14 protein-coding genes are annotated in these 18,145 nt (G+C 59.5%); 7 read left to right on the top strand and 7 right to left on the bottom strand.

The features are described from left to right. Positions 1-305 precede the first annotated feature (305 nt). The 4 genes from ACUXVX_RS02145 to ACUXVX_RS02130 all read right to left on the bottom strand — a co-directional run bounded on the left by ACUXVX_RS02145 (position 306) and on the right by ACUXVX_RS02130 (position 5,228). A complete protein-coding gene (locus ACUXVX_RS02145) occupies positions 306-2,651 on the bottom strand; it encodes a DUF5906 domain-containing protein (RefSeq protein ID WP_446310171.1) in 2,346 nt (781 codons plus the stop codon). Beyond that, a complete protein-coding gene (locus tag ACUXVX_RS02140; protein WP_446310170.1) occupies positions 2,651-2,893 on the bottom strand; it encodes a helix-turn-helix transcriptional regulator in 243 nt (80 codons plus the stop codon). The genes ACUXVX_RS02145 and ACUXVX_RS02140 overlap by 1 nt, the downstream gene beginning before the upstream one ends. A 195-nt stretch (positions 2,894-3,088) precedes the next feature. Next, the gene (locus tag ACUXVX_RS02135; RefSeq protein WP_446310169.1) at positions 3,089-4,249 is read right to left on the bottom strand and encodes a tyrosine-type recombinase/integrase; all 1,161 of its coding nucleotides are present in this window, start codon (positions 4,247-4,249) and stop codon (positions 3,089-3,091) included. Positions 4,250-4,496: 247 nt separating this feature from the next. Continuing rightward, positions 4,497-5,228: an HpcH/HpaI aldolase family protein gene (locus ACUXVX_RS02130; protein ID WP_446310168.1), complete on the bottom strand. Its 732-nt coding sequence runs from the start codon at positions 5,226-5,228 to the stop codon at positions 4,497-4,499. Between the two features lie 207 nt (positions 5,229-5,435). Here ACUXVX_RS02130 and ACUXVX_RS02125 point away from each other — a divergent pair, with 207 nt between their 5' ends. After that, positions 5,436-7,052: a GMC family oxidoreductase gene (locus ACUXVX_RS02125; RefSeq protein WP_446310167.1), complete on the top strand. Its 1,617-nt coding sequence runs from the start codon at positions 5,436-5,438 to the stop codon at positions 7,050-7,052. Here ACUXVX_RS02125 and pdxR read toward each other — a convergent pair. After that, positions 7,033-8,496, bottom strand: a complete 1,464-nt coding sequence (gene pdxR / locus ACUXVX_RS02120; RefSeq protein WP_446310166.1) for a MocR-like pyridoxine biosynthesis transcription factor PdxR — start codon at positions 8,494-8,496, stop codon at positions 7,033-7,035. The genes ACUXVX_RS02125 and pdxR overlap by 20 nt on opposite strands. Before the next feature lie 95 nt (positions 8,497-8,591). Here pdxR and ACUXVX_RS02115 point away from each other — a divergent pair, with 95 nt between their 5' ends. From ACUXVX_RS02115 to ACUXVX_RS02090, 6 genes are all read left to right on the top strand, one after another. Further along, the gene (locus tag ACUXVX_RS02115) at positions 8,592-9,704 is read left to right on the top strand and encodes a mandelate racemase/muconate lactonizing enzyme family protein (protein WP_446310165.1); all 1,113 of its coding nucleotides are present in this window, start codon (positions 8,592-8,594) and stop codon (positions 9,702-9,704) included. A 31-nt stretch (positions 9,705-9,735) separates the two neighbouring features. Next, the gene (locus ACUXVX_RS02110) at positions 9,736-10,995 is read left to right on the top strand and encodes an NAD(P)/FAD-dependent oxidoreductase (RefSeq protein WP_446310164.1); all 1,260 of its coding nucleotides are present in this window, start codon (positions 9,736-9,738) and stop codon (positions 10,993-10,995) included. A gap of 130 nt (positions 10,996-11,125) precedes the next feature. Continuing rightward, positions 11,126-12,193: an extracellular solute-binding protein gene (locus tag ACUXVX_RS02105; RefSeq protein ID WP_446310163.1), complete on the top strand. Its 1,068-nt coding sequence runs from the start codon at positions 11,126-11,128 to the stop codon at positions 12,191-12,193. Between the two features lie 101 nt (positions 12,194-12,294). Beyond that, on the top strand, positions 12,295-13,377 hold the full coding sequence (locus ACUXVX_RS02100; RefSeq protein ID WP_446310162.1) for an ABC transporter ATP-binding protein: 1,083 nt from the start codon (positions 12,295-12,297) through the stop codon (positions 13,375-13,377). Next, positions 13,374-14,240 (top strand): ABC transporter permease, encoded by an 867-nt coding sequence (locus tag ACUXVX_RS02095; RefSeq protein WP_446310161.1) that lies wholly within the window; start codon positions 13,374-13,376, stop codon positions 14,238-14,240. Before ACUXVX_RS02100 ends, ACUXVX_RS02095 begins: the two co-directional genes overlap by 4 nt. A 5-nt stretch (positions 14,241-14,245) precedes the next feature. Beyond that, complete coding sequence (locus tag ACUXVX_RS02090; RefSeq protein WP_446310160.1) at positions 14,246-15,094, top strand: ABC transporter permease; 849 nt, start codon at positions 14,246-14,248, stop codon at positions 15,092-15,094. Positions 15,095-15,096: 2 nt separating this feature from the next. Here the strand turns inward: ACUXVX_RS02090 and speA are convergent, their stop codons facing one another. Continuing rightward, on the bottom strand, positions 15,097-16,992 hold the full coding sequence (speA, locus tag ACUXVX_RS02085) for a biosynthetic arginine decarboxylase (RefSeq protein WP_446310159.1): 1,896 nt from the start codon (positions 16,990-16,992) through the stop codon (positions 15,097-15,099). 73 nt (positions 16,993-17,065) lie between these two features. Beyond that, positions 17,066-18,139: a sensor histidine kinase gene (locus tag ACUXVX_RS02080; protein WP_446310158.1), complete on the bottom strand. Its 1,074-nt coding sequence runs from the start codon at positions 18,137-18,139 to the stop codon at positions 17,066-17,068. Positions 18,140-18,145: the final 6 nt, after the last annotated feature.

Here is an 18,145-nt window from a genome sequence, read left to right as displayed (position 1 = left end):
ATATTTTTGAATGCGGCGGCTGATATTAAATCAGTTGGCCGCTTCTGAAACGATTGCACCTCGGAGAAAGCGGGAGGAAAGCGGGTGACTCAACCGACACGCATGACACTCTGATGTCGACCTATGTCGACTTCCAGCAACTCGACATATCAGCAGACGCTTGCTGCACTGGGTTTCCTGTCAAGTATGTCGAGTATGTCAGTGTATTGAGAGTATTTCAGTCAGACCATAATGCCGTCCGAATTTATATGTGAGGCAAAGTCAATCACACTCGACACCCGACATCTCGACATAAACTAGACATATCAGAACGGCGATGCCTCGCCATGCTTCCGCATGTACCGTTCTTCGTACATGCGCTCCACGTCCGCCGCCGATGCCCGAGGCTCGCCATCATCGTTTGGCTGAGGCACGCCGTACGGCTCCCAACCTCCGTCAGGATACGTCGCTCCAGTGATGCGAGCCAGCTTCGCACGAAACTCGGACAGCGGCCCGAGATCGAACCCGCGCGCCTGCCCACCATTCCCGAACACCGGGTGGATCATCGGCGCACCGTCACCATCAACCGTGCGGTGCAAATCGGTGATGTGCTTCGCATTGCGGACAGTTGCCTCTGAACCTAGGCCCAACATCTTCTTCGCCCTGTTCGCAAGGACCACGGGCTTGTCATAAGGCGACGCGCCAAGCTTGCGTGCCTCCCGATGCAAAACCGCCGACGCTATTACACCATTGTCGCGCGTATTGTCGGGCACGACGCCTGCCATCGCGATGTTGTGCAGCACCTCAAGCACAGGATCAGACGCGATTTTGGCTTCTCGTTTCGCATGTGTGATGTGCGGGCGCGCAATCAGGTCGTGGTCAACCGCGTACTGCAGCAGGTAGCCCAACACCACGCTCGGGTCGATCTCGTAATAGGGTTGCCATGCCGCGCGTGCCTCCTCAGAGGTCATGTCGTCGAACATGGTTTCTACCTCGATCACCGTCCAGCGGCGATCATCATCGTCCAAGTGAACCGCCTGCTCGTCGTTGGTCGTCGCAATCAGTCGGTGAACGTTCTTGCCCGAAAATGTCGCGAGGTGCTTTTGCTCGTATGTCCACAGGTTCGATGTGATGAAAACCTTGAGTTGGTTTGCCTGCTGGCGTGATTCCGTGAACACGGACTCTTCTGCGAAGACGAACGTCGATCCGAACAGACGACGATTGAACCGCTCGAACATGCGACCGCTGTCTTCGATTTCTTGCGTCTGCGCAGGTTTGAGTAAGCGAGCGATCATCTTGCCCAGGAATGACTTGCCACCGCCTTGACGACCGCGCAGCGCGATTGCTGTGCCCGGATGCAATGACCAAGGCCGCTGCACGCCATCAGCAATCCATGACATGACCCAATGCGCCAAGTCTTTGTCACCGCCGCACAGAATGCGCTCGACATAATCAACCCACAGTGACGCGTCACTGGCGCGAGGCTGCACCGCCCAACCTTCGAATATGTTGAACCCGGGACCGTCGTAGTCAGGTGCCTCGATCACGATGCCCGAATACTCAGCCCGATCAGGATCAGCGATCCACAGGGGCGCAATCGGGACACGCTTGCCGTTGACCATCGTCGTCAATGGCTGGGTGTAGGTTTGGAAGTCAGCGCGCGAAAAGCACATGCCCGTGCACACCTGCAAGAATTTGAGCTTGCCGTCCACGACGAGGATCGCCCAATCTTCGTTCATGCGTGCGACCGTGTCATAGGAGATGTCCAGCACAGGCTCTTGCTTCAGCTTTTTGACCTGCTGAATGACCGTGTTTAAACGACGTTCATCCGTGATCGGTCCCTTGTGCCCGAGCTCGCTGTCTTCTGACGCGAACTCCTCGTTGACCACGCGAATTATCTCTTCCACCTGATCGTTGTCCGCGCCGCGTGCGCGTGTTGATGCGCCACAAGCATACAGGTAGTTGTTGCGCCCCTGCATACCGTAACCTTCGGTAGGCCGCGCGAACCCACCGCCTGACTTGCGTTCGCGTGTCGGGCGTCCGCGTTTCTTCGGCTTCGGTGTCATAGCAGAGAGGATCGCCTTTGCCATGTCGCCTTCCGACACGCGTCCGATCTCATGCCAAGGCATGTCGTCACCGACGACGCCCTGCAATCCCGGATAGCTGTAGAACAGCGGTGCGCGTTCCGTCCCGAAGCTCGGCAGGTTCATTTGCGAGCCGTCGCCGTCGTCTTGCTTCGGGAATATCTCTTGCGCGTGGTCAATCAGTTCAGCGCGCAACACGGCGTCCCGCTTCGCCGTGAGATACTTCCGCATCATGTCAGCGTCCACCCAATCGTCGGCAAAGGCGATGATGTGAATGCCGCCTGACTTGGAGCGGCTGATCAGGCACGGGTCGCGCCATTCGCGAAGTAGGTCGCGCAGGTCGTCATCGCTGAGTTCGAGCGGGTAGTAATCGACGTCCACCGCGCCCCATTTTACTTTGCCGTCGCGCAGGGGCGACAGGCCAAGCGATTGCTTGCCGTCGAGGTGACATTGCCAAAGGTCGTCGGTGACATGTTCTTGCACCGTTCGATACTTCGCGACCAACTTGCCATCGTCACGCCGAGCGCCCGTGGTTGTATAAGTCAGGAACCGATCCTGATTGCCTTCAAACAGATCTTGGAATTCCATCACGCACCTGCCTTGTGGGCGGTCACCCAAGCAATCACGTCGTCGCGGTCATAGCGGACGGAGCGTGCGCCCCAAATTATCGCAGGAGGTGTGTCGCCTTCTTCTTTCAATTCATAGAAGCGGCGTTCTGACATTCCGACATAGGCGCAAACTTGGCGCGCGGTCATCAGGTTAGGTAAGTCGAGCCGGGATTCCAGCTCTTCAATGCGAGCTTCGAGCGCGCGGATTTGTTGCGTAAGCATGTGAGCACATCAACTTTCGTCTTGTCTTTCAATCGACAGACGGACCCTCAGTTGATGTGAGCTGGCGCGGGACCTTTACCTACACTCGCTTCCAGCACATCGTCAGCATAGGCATTTCTGTGTCCCGCCTGAATGGCGCACGCGTCTCACGACGGGTATTGGACAAATCCAATATGGTGCACCACTCCTCGCCGTTCAATGTTCGAAAGAAGGTACTACCTTAATTCGCTTTAGGATCACCTTCTCGATGTCCGCCACGCAATGGTGCAGGTCGAGGTCTTCCTGATACTCCATGACCATGGCGTCGTCGCGATTTGCAGACGTAATGTCACCGCGCAGGAAGGCAGCAGCATAAGACGGCACGCGCGCAGGCGCACAGGCCGAAGTGAAGTGGTGACGCGTGTCGTGCTGACGAAGCACGGGCACAACGTCGTCGCCGACTTTGGCGCGCAGCGTATCGAGGTGGTCGATATATCCCGACTTGCTGTGTGCCGGAAAAACCAGATCGTGGTTTGAACGGATCGCGGTCAACGCGTCGACGACCGTCTGCGCGACCGGAATCGTGCGCGTCTCGCCATTCTTCATTTCGTCGAGGCGGATCGTTTTGCGTTCGAGATCGACCTGATCCCAGCGCAGCGAGCGAACATCGTCCGACCGGATGCCTGTGAATAGCATCACGATCCATGCTGTGCCCCGCAGAACGTTGCGCTCGCGTTGCTTCATGATCGCATTCCACATGGGCGACCAATCGGCACGGACAATCGTCGGATCGGCGTCGCAGAGCTCTTTCCAGAAGGTTGGACGCGAACGCACCTTGCCAATGTTCTTGGCGCGCAACTTGCCACGCTCAATGGGCGTCGGGATGTCGAGGATCGAGTAAGCGTTGTTCAATGCGGCTTTGACGTGGTGACGCGTCGAGACGGATGGGATCGCGAGGAGACACTGGCGCACGTCGAGCAGTGACACCTGTGCGGGCGACTTATTCATGATGTGACCAGCGTAGCGTTCGAGCTTGCTCTCTTGATCCGTGAGCGTGTTTACCTTCGAGGTCGATCCTTTGCGATACTCCGCCCAAGCATCGCGCACGGTCTTGATGATCGCGGCCGTTTCGTTGCTCTGGTGTACCGCTTGCTTCTCGGACAATGCGACGGCTTGTTTCAACGTTATGTCCGGGAACGACCCGAGCTTGGCCGACTTAAACTTGTCGCCCACGCGCTCACGCAGATACCACGTCGATCTGCGTTTGCCGACGTTCAGTTTCAAGCCGGGATAACGGTCGCCCGAGTGGGCATACAATCCGATAGGCAGCTTGTTGACGGACGCTTCCGTGAGGCGGTCAAAATTGGTTGTTGGCATCTACTATCTCATTTTTTGATACACTTTTTGATACACAACGGCACATTTATACGCACTTTCACGCACAATCAACCGACTGATTATTGTATCAAAAAACCCCAAAGCACTGTAAATAATGATGAAATGCAGTGATCCGCACCAAAGTAATAAGTTTGCCCGACTGCCTTTTAATCAGTGGGTCGCAGGTTCGAATCCCGCACGGCTCACCACTTGCACTGCAGAGGCGAATGGGCGGAGTGACCGGTGGTCAAAGCTGGTTGATCGCCCGGATGGCGTTGAAGCCCTGCATAAGCGCGTTGCGATAGATCCCGACATCGGTGGAATAGCAGATCAATGTGCAGCCTTGCGAGATGCGCAGTTGCGCCTCATCGGTATCGCCGACCACTCGCCCCACGGGCTTTCCAGCCGATTTGGCTGCTGCCATGATCCGATCGGTAGCAGAGGCGAGCTTTGGATGATCCATCTCGCCGGGCACGCCGAGCGAAATCGAAAGGTCGACCTGACCAATCCATAGGGCATCGCATCCGGGGAGCGATGCAATTTCTTCCACGCTCTCCAGACCCTCTGCGGTTTCGATCAAGGCAACGAAGCTGGTTTTGGCATTGCCCTGCGCTATCGACTCCGGGATCGACAGGGGGGTGAAATCATCATGGGCCAAGCCAAACGCCGCACCGCGAGTTCCGAGTGGCGGATACTTAATGGAGTCGATGACACCCTGGGCCTGCGCGGCGCTGCCCATCATCGGCGGGATGATACCCTGTGCACCGGTATCGCAGGCACGAGAAATGTGGTGCGTTGCGCTACTGGGCGGGCGGAGCAGGCTGGCGATGCCAGAGTCATGAAGAGTTCGCACCATGGCCTTTGCCGTTTCGAACGACATGCCACTGTGTTCCATATCGAGAAACACGAACTCACAGCCCGCACTCTTGAGCAGCGCGCCAATGCCCGGCTGGGTGAACTCCCCGATATAGGTCCCCATCTGAACGCTATGGTTTTGGGTCAAGTCGCGGAAGGATGGCATAAGGGGCCTCTGAATGGAGAGCGGGTACCACAGGGTGACACGGAAGTCGGGTGAGTGCGAGGGCCAGCACCTGCCGATTGGACCCCTCAAAGATGAAGAATGGCCCGGTGACGGCAGACCGATTGGCGATTAGCCTCAAGGGCCGCAGGGTTAGGGAGCGCGTGCGTGGAAACAATCGACTGTGACGTGGTGGTTGTGGGCGCAGGCTCATCCGGCTGCGTCGTGGCCGCAAGGCTGGCCGAACGCGCTGGGCTGCGGGTTTGTGTGCTCGAGGCCGGAGGCGGCGACCTGAGCCCATGGGTCCGCATACCAATCGGCTATGGCGGGGCCTTCTATCACCCTCGATTGAACTGGCGCTACTACACCGAGCCTGAAGAGGGCCTCGGGGGGCGCACCGCTTACTGGCCGCGGGGCAAGGTGATCGGCGGATCAAGCTCGATCAACGCTATGGTTTTCATCCGTGGGCAAGCCGATGACTACGATCGATGGGCGGCTGCCGGTTGCGAAGGCTGGAGCTACTCGGATGTACTTCCATACTTCAAGCGACTCGAGGACAACCTGGCGGGTTCCGACGAGTGGCGTTCGACGGGTGGCCCAATCGGGGTGAAGGAGACCTCTACCGAGGTACACGCGCTTTCCCATAGTTTTGTAAATGCTGCTCAGGCCGCAGGGCATAGGTTGAACCCCGATTTCAATGGGGCAACTCAAGAGGGCGTTGGCTTCTACCAGATCACAACGCGCGGTGGGTTTCGTTCGTCTGCAGCGGCAGGCTACCTACGGCCGGCCATGCGGCGGCGTGCCTTGCGGCTGGAGACTGGCGCACTTGTCACCCGACTCACCTTTGATGGAAGGCGCTGCACTGGTGTAGAGTTCGTGCGAGGCGACACGCGGTCCCGTGTGCGGGCAACGCGACAGGTGGTTCTCTCGGCTGGAGCAATCGGATCGCCGCAGATTCTCCAGCTATCGGGGATAGGTGACCGCGCGCGACTAGGTTCACTGGGCATAGAGACTATTCATTCGTCACCAATGGTCGGCCAAAACCTGCAAGACCACATCGGGTTTGACCTTGTCTACGAGGCCACCGTGCCAACTCTGAACGCCACGCTAGGACGCTGGGTTGGGCGGATGGGTGCTGGCCTTCGCTATGTGATCACGAGAGGCGGGCCGCTTTCTCTCAGTGTGAACCAAGCAGGCGGGTTTATTCGGTCTGATGCAGGGCGCGACAGGCCAAACCTACAACTATATTTTTCGCCATTGAGCTACACAAAAACCCTCCCAGGAAAGCGGCGGCTGATGAGGCCTGATGCCTTCGCGGGCTTCATGATCGGCATTTCAAACTGCCACCCCAAGAGCCGTGGAGAGTTGCACATACGCTCTTCAGATCCGGTAGAGGCGCCATCCATCCGGCCCAACTATTTTAGCGCAGAGGAAGATATGGCCGAGTTGCTGGCTTCGGTTCCGATCATGCGGGCGATTGCGGCAAGAGCTCCCTTGTCGGAGATCACGAAGGCCGAGTTGAAGCCCGGCCCCGCGGTCACTGAGCGAGCAGCGCTGGTGGACTACATCCGGGCTGTGACAGGTTCGGTCTTCCATCCCTGCGGCACCTGCGCCATGGGGCCGGAAGAGAGCGCCGTGACCGCCCCCGACCTCCGCCTGCGCGGTATCGAAGGGCTGACTGTGGCTGATGCTTCTATCATTCCGCAAATCACCTCGGGAAACCTGAATGCACCCGCACTGATGATCGGCGAGAAGGCGGCCGACCTTATCGCGGCGCGGCTCTGAGGGCACGCGCAAGCCGCTCGACCCCACGCTCGATCTCAATCCGCGGCACGGCAGAAAAGCCGAGAGTCAGACCCTCTTGTGCGATAGGAGCAAGCGCGAAGCGGGACAGGGGCGAGGTGGCGAGACCTTCTGCCAACGCCGCTTTGGCGGCGGACTTTTCACAGCGAGGTTCTGGGAAGAGCCCAACGGTGTGAAAGCCCGTCTCGGTGGGTTGCACCTTCAGCAAGCCTCTCAGGTTTGCTTCGGCAGCTTCTATTAGCGCGTCTCTCCGGTCGCGATACAGGTCTCGCATCCTCCGAATATGCGCCGAGAACCGGCCCTCCTCGATGAAGCTCGCCACCACGGCCTGCACCGAGTGCGACACGCCGTGCGCGGCGGCCTCCAAAGTGCGGGTGAACACTTCCGTAAGGCCGGGCGGGACCACGGCGTAGCCCAGCCGGATGGCGGGAAACAGAGCCTTGGAGAATGTGCCGACATATATCACACGGCCCCCGGCGTCGAGCGCCTTCAGCGGCGGCAGAGGCGCGCGGCCGTAGTGGAACTCGCCGACGTAGTCGTCTTCGATTACCCATGCCTCGGCGCGCTCGGCTTCTTCAAGAAGCTCGAACCGCCGGTCGCGCGACATGGGCATGCCGAGCGGATGCTGGTGCGCAGGGGTGGTAAATGCCGCGCGAAACTGCGGCTCGGCGGCTCGACCTGCAGCAACATCGAGACCCTGGGCATCGACCGGAACGGGCACCAACCGCGCTCCCCGCACCAGAAAGGCGTTGCGGGCGCCGATAGCTCCGGGGTTCTCGATCCAGACCGGGTCGCCCGGCTCCAGCAAGATTTGGGCAAGCTGCAGAAAGGCATCCTGCGCCCCGGCGAACACGAACACCTCCTCGGGCGCGCAGGTAAGCCCGCGGTTTGCGCGGAGGTGGCGACAGATCGCCTCACGCAGCGCGGGCATCCCGGCCGCCTCTGGGTAGCTCATTATAGTGGCTCGAGGGCTGCGCCAGTACTTCGCCTGCATCCGCGCCCATTGCGCCATCGGGAAGGCATCGAAGGCGGGCATGCCGGTGACGAAGGGGCGCGGGCTGCGCGGATGCTCTAGCCGGGGAAAGAACTGCGCTGAATGCCCACCCGCCACGCGGGGCAGGCTCTGCGGGCGCGGCGCGGCGGAGGCGTGCGGGCGCACCTCCTGCGACACATAGGTGCCCGCGCCCACATGGCTGGTGACCATGCCCTCGGAGGCAAGCTGCTCGTAGACGGTGACGGCGGTGGTGCGGCTCACCCCGTGATCGCGGGCCAGAACACGGGTCGCCGGCAACCGAGTGCCGGGCGGCAGCTCACCTGAAAGGATCATGTCCCGCAGACAAGTGGCGAGTTGCATCGAGAGTGACGCTGCATCGGACCGGTCCACCGAAAGGCCGGGAATAAGCGCGCCACCCGCATACTTTGTCATTACGACTCCATAATGGTCTGCCAGCCATTGAAGAGTGGACCTTACCGCCAGACCGTTTGGCAAGTTTTATCGCCACGAACAGGGAGCCCGATGCCATGAGACTGACCAAGATCGAGACATTTTCCATTCCCGAGATTGGCTTCGTCCGCGTCACCGACGAGATGGGCAACGAAGGCTGGGGGCAGGTCTCGACCTACCAGAGTGACATTACCTCCCAAGTGCTCCACCGGCAGGTCGCGCCCCATGTACTTGGCGTGGAATTCGATCCTGTTACGTCCCAAGACGACCTGTTCGACCGGGCTTGGGAGAAAGAGCACAAGTTCCCCGGCTCTTACATGTGCCGGGCAATCGGCGGTGTAGATACAGCGCTGTGGGACCTGCACGGCAAGGTAGCCGGCAAGCCCGTGGCCGAGTTGCTGGGTGGTTCTCCAGGGACAGTCCGCGCTTATGCCTCATCCATGAAGCGCGATATCACCCCGGCCGACGAGGCCGAGCGGTTCAGGCGGCTCAGGGGCGAGTTCGGATTTGATGCCTTCAAGTTTCGTATAGGGGCCGAAGTGGGCCGGAACAGAGACGAGTGGGAGGGGCGGACCGAAGAAATCATCCCGACCATCGCACGCGCCATCGGCGAAGGCGCGACGCTGCTCGTAGATGCCAACTCCTGCTACTCTCCCGACCGCGCGATCCACTATGGAAAGATGCTCCAAGACAACGGGATCGTGCACTACGAAGAGCCTTGCCCCTACTGGGAACTTGAGCAGACCGCTGAAGTGACGGCGGCGCTCGAAATCGACGTGACCGGCGGCGAGCAGGACTGTTGGCTGCCTACATGGCGACGGATGTTCGAGCTGAAGGCTGTGAACGTGGCCCAGCCGGATGTGCTCTATCTCGGCGGGATCGGGCGCACGCTGCAAGTGGCACGGATGGCACAGGCTGCCGGCCTTCCGGTCACGCCCCATGCCGCCAACCTCGGGCTGGTCACGCTTTTCACCATGCACCTACTGCGAGCAATTCCAAACGCGGGGCCATACTTGGAATTCTCAATCGAAGGTGCCGACTATTACCCATGGCAATACGGGCTTTATCGCAACGATCCTTACAAAGTGGAGGGTGGCACGGTGGAGGTTACTGATGCTCCGGGATGGGGCGTGGAGATCGCGCCAGACTGGCTTGAGTCTGCCAGCTATGCCGTGAGCGAAGTCGATTGAACAGGGCGCTGGTCGGATGCAGGATCAGCGGATGGAGCTGAAGACAACACCCTACTGGTGGGACACGACGCCATTGGCCCAAATCCAGCGCGGTGATCTGCCAGCCCGCGCGGATGCGGTTGTGATCGGCTCGGGTTACACAGGCCTGCACGCCGCTTTGCAAATTGCTCGAGGCGGGCGCTCGGTGGTGGTATTGGAGAAGGGGCGCATCGGCGAGGGTTGTTCCACCCGCAACGGTGGGCAACTCAGTTACTCGATCAAGCCCAGTCTACGCGAGCTGACTGCGAAACACGGGGCCGAACTGGCCGCCGCCATCCGCGCCGAGGGCCCAGCCTCGCTCGCCTTCCTCGGCGAGTTCATCAAGACCGAGAGTATTGATTGCGACTATCGCCTCTGCGGGCGGTTCGATGGGGCCGCAACTGCAAGAGCGTGGGTGGAGATGAACCACGAAGCTGATGGCGAGAGCATCATCTCCGTTCCGAAGGCCAGGCAGCGAGAAGAGATCGGCAGCGATTGGTACCACGGCGGTATCGTTCAAAAAAACTACGGTGCTCTGGACCCTGGGCGCTACCATGCAGGGCTACTCGCCAAGGTGCTGGAAGCCGGGGTCACGGTGCTGCCCAACTGCTCAGTCACCGCGATGGACGAGGGCATCAACGACGTTGTCGTCCGGACAGAACATGGGGACATCACCACGAAAAATGTGGTGGTTGGCACCAATGGCTACACACAGGAAGCCACACCTTGGCACCGGGAGCGCGTGATACCGATTGGTAGCTACATCATCGCAACTGAAGAGCTCCCAGCGGACGTCATGGATCGCCTGTTTCCGAAGAACCGGATGCATTGCGACAGCCGCCGGGTGATTTACTACTATCGTGCTTCACCCGACAGAAAGCGTGTGCTCTTCGGCGGACGTGCAGCTGCGGGGGAGGCTGGCGCAAAGGTCGCCGCCGAGCGGCTGAGGGCCGAGATGGTTAGGCTTTTCCCCGAACTCGAGAGCGTTAGGATCACCCATAGCTGGATGGGGTTTGTCGCCTTCACCTTTGACAAGTTAGCCCACGCGGGCGCGCGCGGCCGGATCCGCCATGCGATGGGCTATTGCGGATCGGGCGTTGGTATGGCCTCTTATCTCGGAATGAAGGCAGGGCTCAAAGTGTTGGGTGACCCGGCCGGGGAGACCCCGTTGATGACCCCGAACTTCCCCACGCGCCCCTTCTACAAGGGCGACCCTTGGTTTTTGCCCGCAGCGGTTGCAGGCTATCGCATGCTCGACCGCATCGGTTTGTAACGGCATTGTATCGGTTTGCCAGCATGCGCGGAATGGACCTTTCGGACCAAACCAATCTGCGCTTCACTCACTGGAAGGCTCGCACAAGACGGGCCGACAGACACCATTAGACCCAACCGGAGGATCTGACATGAAACCCACCTTCCGCGCCCTGCTTGCGGGCACCGCGATGGTTCTGGCGGGCGGCACTGCCAACGCCGAGACGCTGCGCCTGCTTACGTGGGGCGGTTACGCACCCGAGGACGTGATCGCTGCATTCGAAGCCGAGTATCCCGACATTGATGTCGAGGTGACCCTCTCGAACAACGAAGAGATGATCGCCAAGTTGCGCGCCACCGGCGGCACGGGCTTTGACCTCGCTCAGCCCAGCCACGACCGCGTGTACGCCGCGCAACTGGAATACAACATCTACAAGCCGCTGGACCTTAGCCAGATCACCACTGACGCTATGACGCCGAACCTGCTGGAAGGCGTGAAGGCAAACACCACCATCGAAGGTGAGGTTTACTCGGTGCCGCACCAGTGGGGCACCTCCGGCGTGATGGCCAACATGAAGGATGCCCCGGAGGTCGCCGGTTGGAACGACCTGTGTGACGAGCAATACGCTGGCCGCACCTCGATGCGCCTGCGCCGCACGATCCTCCTCGGCACTGCCTATGGCATGGGCATGGACCCCTTCGCGCTCTATGCGGACCCGGAAGGCTATCAGGATATGTTGGATCAGGTCACCGAAAAGCTGATCGCCTGTAAATCTGTCATCAAGACATACTGGTCGGGCGGCGATGACCTGAGCGCGCTGATGCTCTCGGGCGAGGTCGTGGTGTCGGAGACCTGGGACTCGACCGCGTTCAAGCTTTACGGCGAGAACCCCGATATCGTCTTCGTTCCGCCGGAAACCGGTGCGCTGGCCTGGATCGATACCTTTACCATCCCGCGCGGTGGCGAGGCGGACGATGCTGCCTACAAGTGGATCAACTTCGTGCTGCGACCCGAGATCACAAAGATGATGTCGGCTTCCACCGGCGCCATTGCTGCCGTGCCGAACGGGATCGATCTGATGCCCGACGACAAGAAAGCAGCGATCTCTGCGGCTTTCGATCAGGAAGACCTGGATAACCTCAAGTTCTTCGCCAACATCCCGCCGGGGATCGAGGACATGGAAGGCCTGGCGCTGGAGCGCATCAAGGCTGCCAACTGAGTATGAATGGGCCGGGGTGGTTGCACTCCGGCCCTTTTCCGGCTCCGTTCGGGTGATGGGACAAGTCCCGCCCTACGGGCCGATGACAGAAAGACCCGCCCATGTTTGACCTGAGCTGTACCGATCTGACCAAGAGGTTCGGCACATTTACTGCCGTTTCCGATGTATCGCTCAATATCCCCTCGGGCTCGTTCTTTTCGATCCTTGGGCCGTCTGGCTGCGGCAAGACAACACTGATGCGGATGATCGCAGGGTTCGAGAGCCCGACCTCGGGTGACATTGCGATCAAGGGCGAGAGCGTGCTGAGACTGCCGCCCAACAAACGCAACGTTAAGATGGTGTTCCAGCACCTTGCGCTTTTTCCGATGATGACCGTGGGCGAAAATATTGCGTACGGACTGCGCTGCCGGAAAGAACCGAAGAGCGAGATTGCGGGCAAGGTAGCGCGGGTGCTGGACAGAGTTGGCCTGCCCGGCAATGAAGACAAGAAGATCGATCAGCTTTCGGGCGGACAGAAACAGCGGATCGCGATTGCTCGCTGCATGGTGCTGGAGCCCGATGTACTGCTACTCGACGAGCCACTCGGCGCGCTGGACCTAAAGCTGCGCGAGCACATGAAGATCGAGCTTAAGCAGCTGCAGCACCAGTTCGAAACGACATTTCTCTACATCACCCATGACCAATCTGAAGCGCTGGTGATGTCTGACAGTGTCGCGGTCATGAACGCCGGTCGTTTCGAGCAGATCGGTGCGCCTAAAGAGCTTTATGACGCGCCCGCCTCTGGCTTTGTTGCCGGGTTCGTGGGCGACGCCACGGTGCTTGAGGGCAAGCTGGGTGAAGTGCGCGGCAATCAGGGTCGTGTCGTTCTTGAGGGCGGCAAAGAAGTGATTGGCACCGTCTCCGATGGCAGTAAAAGCGGTGACGCGGTGGAGGTGTTTCTGCGGCCAGAGGCGCTGAAGCTCGGCAAGGGCGAGAGCGGATGCCAGTTAGAAGGCAAGGTGGAGAGCCTTCTTTTCAACGGCGCGTCGAGCCGGATCCTCGTGCAGACCGGGCGCAATCTCATCGAGGTTGCCGATCCCGAGCAGCGCAGCGATGTGGGTGAGGGCAGCGCCGTGACCGCGAGCTGGACGCCCGACCGCGCCCGTATCTTTGCAAGACGGCCAGGCTCTGGGGCCGCGGCATGAGCCGCGACGCGGGTCGCCTCTCGCTGATCCTGCTCTTCACGCCCTTCGCGCTGTGGATCTTGCTGCTCATTATCCTGCCACAAATCGGGATCGGCTATGTTTCGGTCCGCGAGAAGGTGGGGATCAACACCTACGAATACGGGTTCAAGAACTACATCGATTTCATTACCGAGCCGGTCTACCGCAACACACTACTGCGGACGGCTTGGATGAGTATTCTCGTTACTGCGCTTGCACTGGTGATCGGGTTCCCCATCGCTTGGTACATTGCCAAAATTGCCCGCGATCGCTCGCGCGCCGCGCTGTTCCTGATGTGCCTGATCCCGCTTTGGGTCTCTGACCTTGTACGCGCCTATGGGTGGATCGTGCTTCTGCGCGAGACCGGTGTGATCTCAATGACGTTGGTCAAATGGGGGATCATCTCGCAGCCGATCGAGATGCTCTACAACGACATGACGGTCATCATCGGCCTCGTCTACACGGTGATCCTGTTCATGATCGTGCCATTGGTATCGACCCTTCAAGGAATGGACGACGCGCTGCTGGAGGCAGGTTACAACCTCGGCGGCTCCCGGGTCACGGTCTTCCGCAGGATCATTGTGCCCTACGCCATGCCGGGAATTGTGGCGGGCTGCATCATCACATTCATGCTGACGGCGGGAAGCTACCTCACGCCGATCCTGCTGGGCGGCAAGAACTCGAGTTGGTTCACCGAGCAAATCTACAACCAATTTATCACCCGATATAACTGGGAGAGCGGCTCGGCCTTTGGGGTTTCGTTGCTCGTCTTCACTTCCTTCGTGGTCTGGGCCGGACTCCGGCTGACCGGGCAGAGCCTGGCGACCACTGTGGCGAAGGAGTGAGCGCGATGCAGGGTTCCGCCGGGCTGATGTGGATTTACCGGGGCTACGTTGTAGCCTTCTTCCTGTACCTCGTGGCGCCGCTGGTGGCGGCCGGGGTGTTTGCCTTCAACGACAGCATGTTCCCCTCTCTGCCGTGGAACGGCTTTACGTGGGACTGGTTCTTCTCGCCAAGCGAGCCGAAATTGGGCCTGTTCCACGATGACCGGCTGCTGCAGGGCCTCGGCAACTCGCTCTACATTGGGGTGATAGTGGCCGCACTTTCGGTGGCGGTGGGTACCTGCAACGCGTTCCTGTTTGTGCGCAAGGATTTCCGCTTAAAGAACGCGCTCTACGTGCTCATGGTGGTGCCGCTGGTGATCCCCGGTGTGATCCTCGGCATCTCCATTCTGGTGCTTGCCTCCACGATTGCGGGTCTGGCGGATCAGTGGTTTGGCGTGTTTCTCACGTCGTTGCGGCCCGGCATCCCGCTGGTGGTTATGGGTCAGTTCTCCTTCCTCGTAACGATCACCTCGCTGGTCATCATTGCGCGGCTGGAAAAGTTCGACATCTCGCTGGAAGAAGCCGCACTGAACCTCGGGGCCTCTCGGACCCGTACCCTCTCGACGGTAACGCTGCCGTTCTTGTTCCCGGCAATGTTCTCGGCTTTCGTGGTGGCCTTCCTTGTCTCATTCGAGAACTTCAATACCACGCTCTTCCTCGCCGGCTCCGACTCACCACTGACGATCACGATGTATGACCGTATGGTCAAAGCGGGATCGACCCCGGTGCTGAATGCCACCTCGGTCGTGCTGATGATTGGTTCGGGCCTCTTGGCGCTTCTGTCGATCTTCGCTCAGCGACCCAAGAAGGCCTGAGCCTACTCGAAGTAAGTGTAACCGTTCATGCTGTTGCGGAAGGCTTCGATGAGTTCGCGGCCTTCCTTGGCATCAATCCCGCCCTCGGAAATCGCTGCATCCACGCGCTTCCGGAAGCCATCCGAAATATCGCGTGGTGTGTATTCCACATAGCTCAGCACCTCGCTGATCGTATCTCCTTGCAGCTCCTCGACGAGATCGAACCCGCCGTCCTCGCGCAGTGTGATCGTTGCCACATTCGTATCACCGAAGAGGTTATGTAGGTCGCCCAGCGTTTCCTGATATGCACCAACAAAAAAGGTCCCGAAGTGATAACGCTCGCCCTCCTCCACGGTATGCACGGGCAGCGTGCTGGCAGTACCGTTCTCAAGAATGAACCTGTCGATCTTGCCATCGGAGTCGCAAGTAATGTCGGCTAAGATCGCGCGGCGATCGGGTGTCTCATTCAGCCGTTGCAGCGGCACAAGCGGATGTAACTGATCAATCGCCCATACGTCGGGCAGCGACTGGAAGAGCGAGAAGTTGCAGTGGAGGATGTCAGCGGTCGTGTCGAGCTGATCAAGAATCTCGGTGGGGCCTCCGGGTGCCTCGGCAATGTCGTGAATGCGCGACATGAGCCAAAGATAGATGCGCTCGCCGCGGGCAACCTCCCGAAGGCCAATCGCCCCGCGGCGGAACATCGCTCTCAGTTCATTGCGATAGTAGCTGGCGTCATTGATGCATTCTTGAAGGCGCTGAGGTTCAAGGTATGCTGCAATTCCGGCCAGATCAGCCACGAGGTGATTATCGTTCGGCTCAGGCTCAGGCGCGCTTTCGACATCGTATCGGGTGGTTTCGAGGACATCGAAAACCAACGCTGCAGAAAGCGCGACAACGCCGCGCCCACTCTCGGTCACGAGGTCGGGGTGGGCTGCCCCAGCCTCATCCATCGCGTACTTCACCGTCTCAACGATATTGGTGCAGTACTCGGCAACAGAGTAATTCACGGAGCTTTCGGTCGCCCTGGCCTCGCCGGTGTAGTCAATGCCAAGGCCGCCACCCAGATCGAGACGCGTGAGCGGAACACCCTCCTTCAATAGTTCTGTGAAATATCGGCAGGCCTCAGAGGCGGCGCGGCGCACATCGTTCACATCGGGGATCTGACTGCCGAGGTGGCTGTGCTGGAGTGTGAGGCAGTGTAGCAGATCCGCCTCTTTCAGCTTTTCAACCGCCGTGACAAGCTGCTCGGAGTTCAAGCCAAAAGCCGAACGATCCCCTGAAGATGCAGCCCAAGCACCGCCGATCTGATTGGTCAGCTTGATCCGAACACCCAGCAACGGGTCGATGCCCAGATCCTTGGCGACGCGGATCGCAATGTCGACCTCGTTCAGGCTCTCCAGCACGATATAGGTGTTGAAGCCGGCTTTGCGGGAAAGCGTGGCGAGCGCAACGAATTCCTCATCCTTCGTGCCGTTGCAGATGATCAGCGCGTCTTTTGCAAGCGGTTGTCCTAATGCGATCACAAGTTCAGGCTTCGAGCCGGCCTCCAGCCCGTAGCTCATCGGAGCGCCATATTCGACCAGCCGGCGCACCACCTGCTCCTGCTGATTCACCTTGATCGGAAATACACCGCGGTAGGCGCCCTTGTAGCCTGCTTTTGCGATGGCATCGGCAAAGCTTCCGGTCACCCGCTGAAGACCATATTGAAGAAACTGGGTCACTCGGATGAGCACGGGCGTTTGAATGCCCCGTTCGGAGAGGGCGTTCACGATCCCAGGCAGGCTGACAGGTTTAGCCCTAGGGTTCAGCGGGTCCATAAGGCCGATTTCGCCACTCTCCATGACCTCAACAAGGCCACGGCCCCATCGGTTGACGCCGTAGATAGCGTGGGGTGCGGTCGGGGTATCGGGCTTATTCACCGGGGGCTCCTGCTGCTGCGGGTCTATGTATTTATCCCGATGGTAGAGCATCGGGGCCGCGCTGCAACGGGGGTCAGTCAGCCCGCGACTGGGAAGGGGAGCGGCATGGCAACCTCACGTGAATGATCGTTCCTTCGGTCGCCGCTTCATCACACCAGATACGACCGCTGTGACGCTCGGCGACCTTGCGGCAGGTTGCCAGCCCGAGACCGGTACCAGGGATAGCGGAAGCGACCGGCAGTCGCTTGAACGGCTCGAAGATGGTCTTGCGGTACTCAAGCGGGACGCCAATGCCTTGGTCCGCCACCTCGAGGTGAATGGCATCATTGCTTTGATTGCACCGCAGAGTAATTTCCGGGGGCGACTCGCCAGCATACTTAATCGCGTTGCCGATCAAGTTTTGCAGTAGTTGGATGACTTGAGGCACATGGCAGGTTAGAGTAGCGTTCCCCTCCAGCCTCACTTTTGCTCCCGTACGCTCGACCTCGGCCAGTAGCGACAGGCGAGTCTCTTCGACAAGCTCCGCGATGGTGATTTGCTCTTCAACAGTCTCGCGGTCCAGATGAACATGGCTCGCGAGACTGGTGACCAACTCGTTCAGTCTATCCGCAGATTTTCCAATAAGTTGCACATCACGCTGCACCTCGTTGACTGTGCCCTCCGCGAGATCTTCGTTCAATTTTTCGACCAGAAACCGCATCGAGCGGATCGGTGCTTTCAGGTCATGCACGAGCACCTCAGAGAAGACCGAAAGATCCTCACGATGCTCTTCAAGCTGCCAGCGCATTCGAGCGAGTTTACAGCCATTCTCGATGACCCGATCCAGCGCAGCCGCGCTGATGTTGCGCTTTGGAAGGTAATCGACGGCGCCTCGCTGGATCGAAAGCGTCGCGATTTCCTCATCTCCCTGCCCGGTCATCATGCATATAGCTGCACGCGGCCAGCGATCGGCGAATGGAGAGATCAAGTCAACGCCACGCGCATCCGGCAGGAGATAGTCCAAGAAGATGAGGTCGGGTTCCAAGTCTCGATTGACCCGAGTCTCTTCCCAGCTCGCGGCTTCGGATATCTCGGCAGGGCTTCCGCGCTGGGTAATCAGGCGTCGAAGCAGTTTACGATCGCCTGCGTCATCATCGACGATGAGCAATTTGAG

The sequence above is a fragment of the Vannielia sp. SX4 genome (assembly GCF_052828525.1).
This window is presented reverse-complemented; position numbering and strand designations above follow the sequence as displayed.

Excerpts from the sequence above, each read along its gene's own strand:
- ACUXVX_RS02135 (WP_446310169.1), bottom strand. The coding sequence starts at position 4,249 with ATGCCAACAACCAATTTTGACCGCCTCACGGAAGCGTCCGTCAACAAG.
- ACUXVX_RS02130 (WP_446310168.1), bottom strand. The coding sequence starts at position 5,228 with ATGGGGACCTATATCGGGGAGTTCACCCAGCCGGGCATTGGCGCGCTG.
- ACUXVX_RS02100 (WP_446310162.1), top strand. The coding sequence starts at position 12,295 with ATGTTTGACCTGAGCTGTACCGATCTGACCAAGAGGTTCGGCACATTT.
- ACUXVX_RS02110 (WP_446310164.1), top strand. The coding sequence starts at position 9,736 with ATGGAGCTGAAGACAACACCCTACTGGTGGGACACGACGCCATTGGCC.
- ACUXVX_RS02115 (WP_446310165.1), top strand. The coding sequence starts at position 8,592 with ATGAGACTGACCAAGATCGAGACATTTTCCATTCCCGAGATTGGCTTC.
- ACUXVX_RS02145 (WP_446310171.1), bottom strand. The coding sequence starts at position 2,651 with ATGGAATTCCAAGATCTGTTTGAAGGCAATCAGGATCGGTTCCTGACT.
- ACUXVX_RS02105 (WP_446310163.1), top strand. The coding sequence starts at position 11,126 with ATGAAACCCACCTTCCGCGCCCTGCTTGCGGGCACCGCGATGGTTCTG.
- ACUXVX_RS02140 (WP_446310170.1), bottom strand. The coding sequence starts at position 2,893 with ATGCTTACGCAACAAATCCGCGCGCTCGAAGCTCGCATTGAAGAGCTG.
- ACUXVX_RS02095 (WP_446310161.1), top strand. The coding sequence starts at position 13,374 with ATGAGCCGCGACGCGGGTCGCCTCTCGCTGATCCTGCTCTTCACGCCC.
- pdxR (WP_446310166.1), bottom strand. The coding sequence starts at position 8,496 with ATGACAAAGTATGCGGGTGGCGCGCTTATTCCCGGCCTTTCGGTGGAC.
- ACUXVX_RS02090 (WP_446310160.1), top strand. The coding sequence starts at position 14,246 with ATGCAGGGTTCCGCCGGGCTGATGTGGATTTACCGGGGCTACGTTGTA.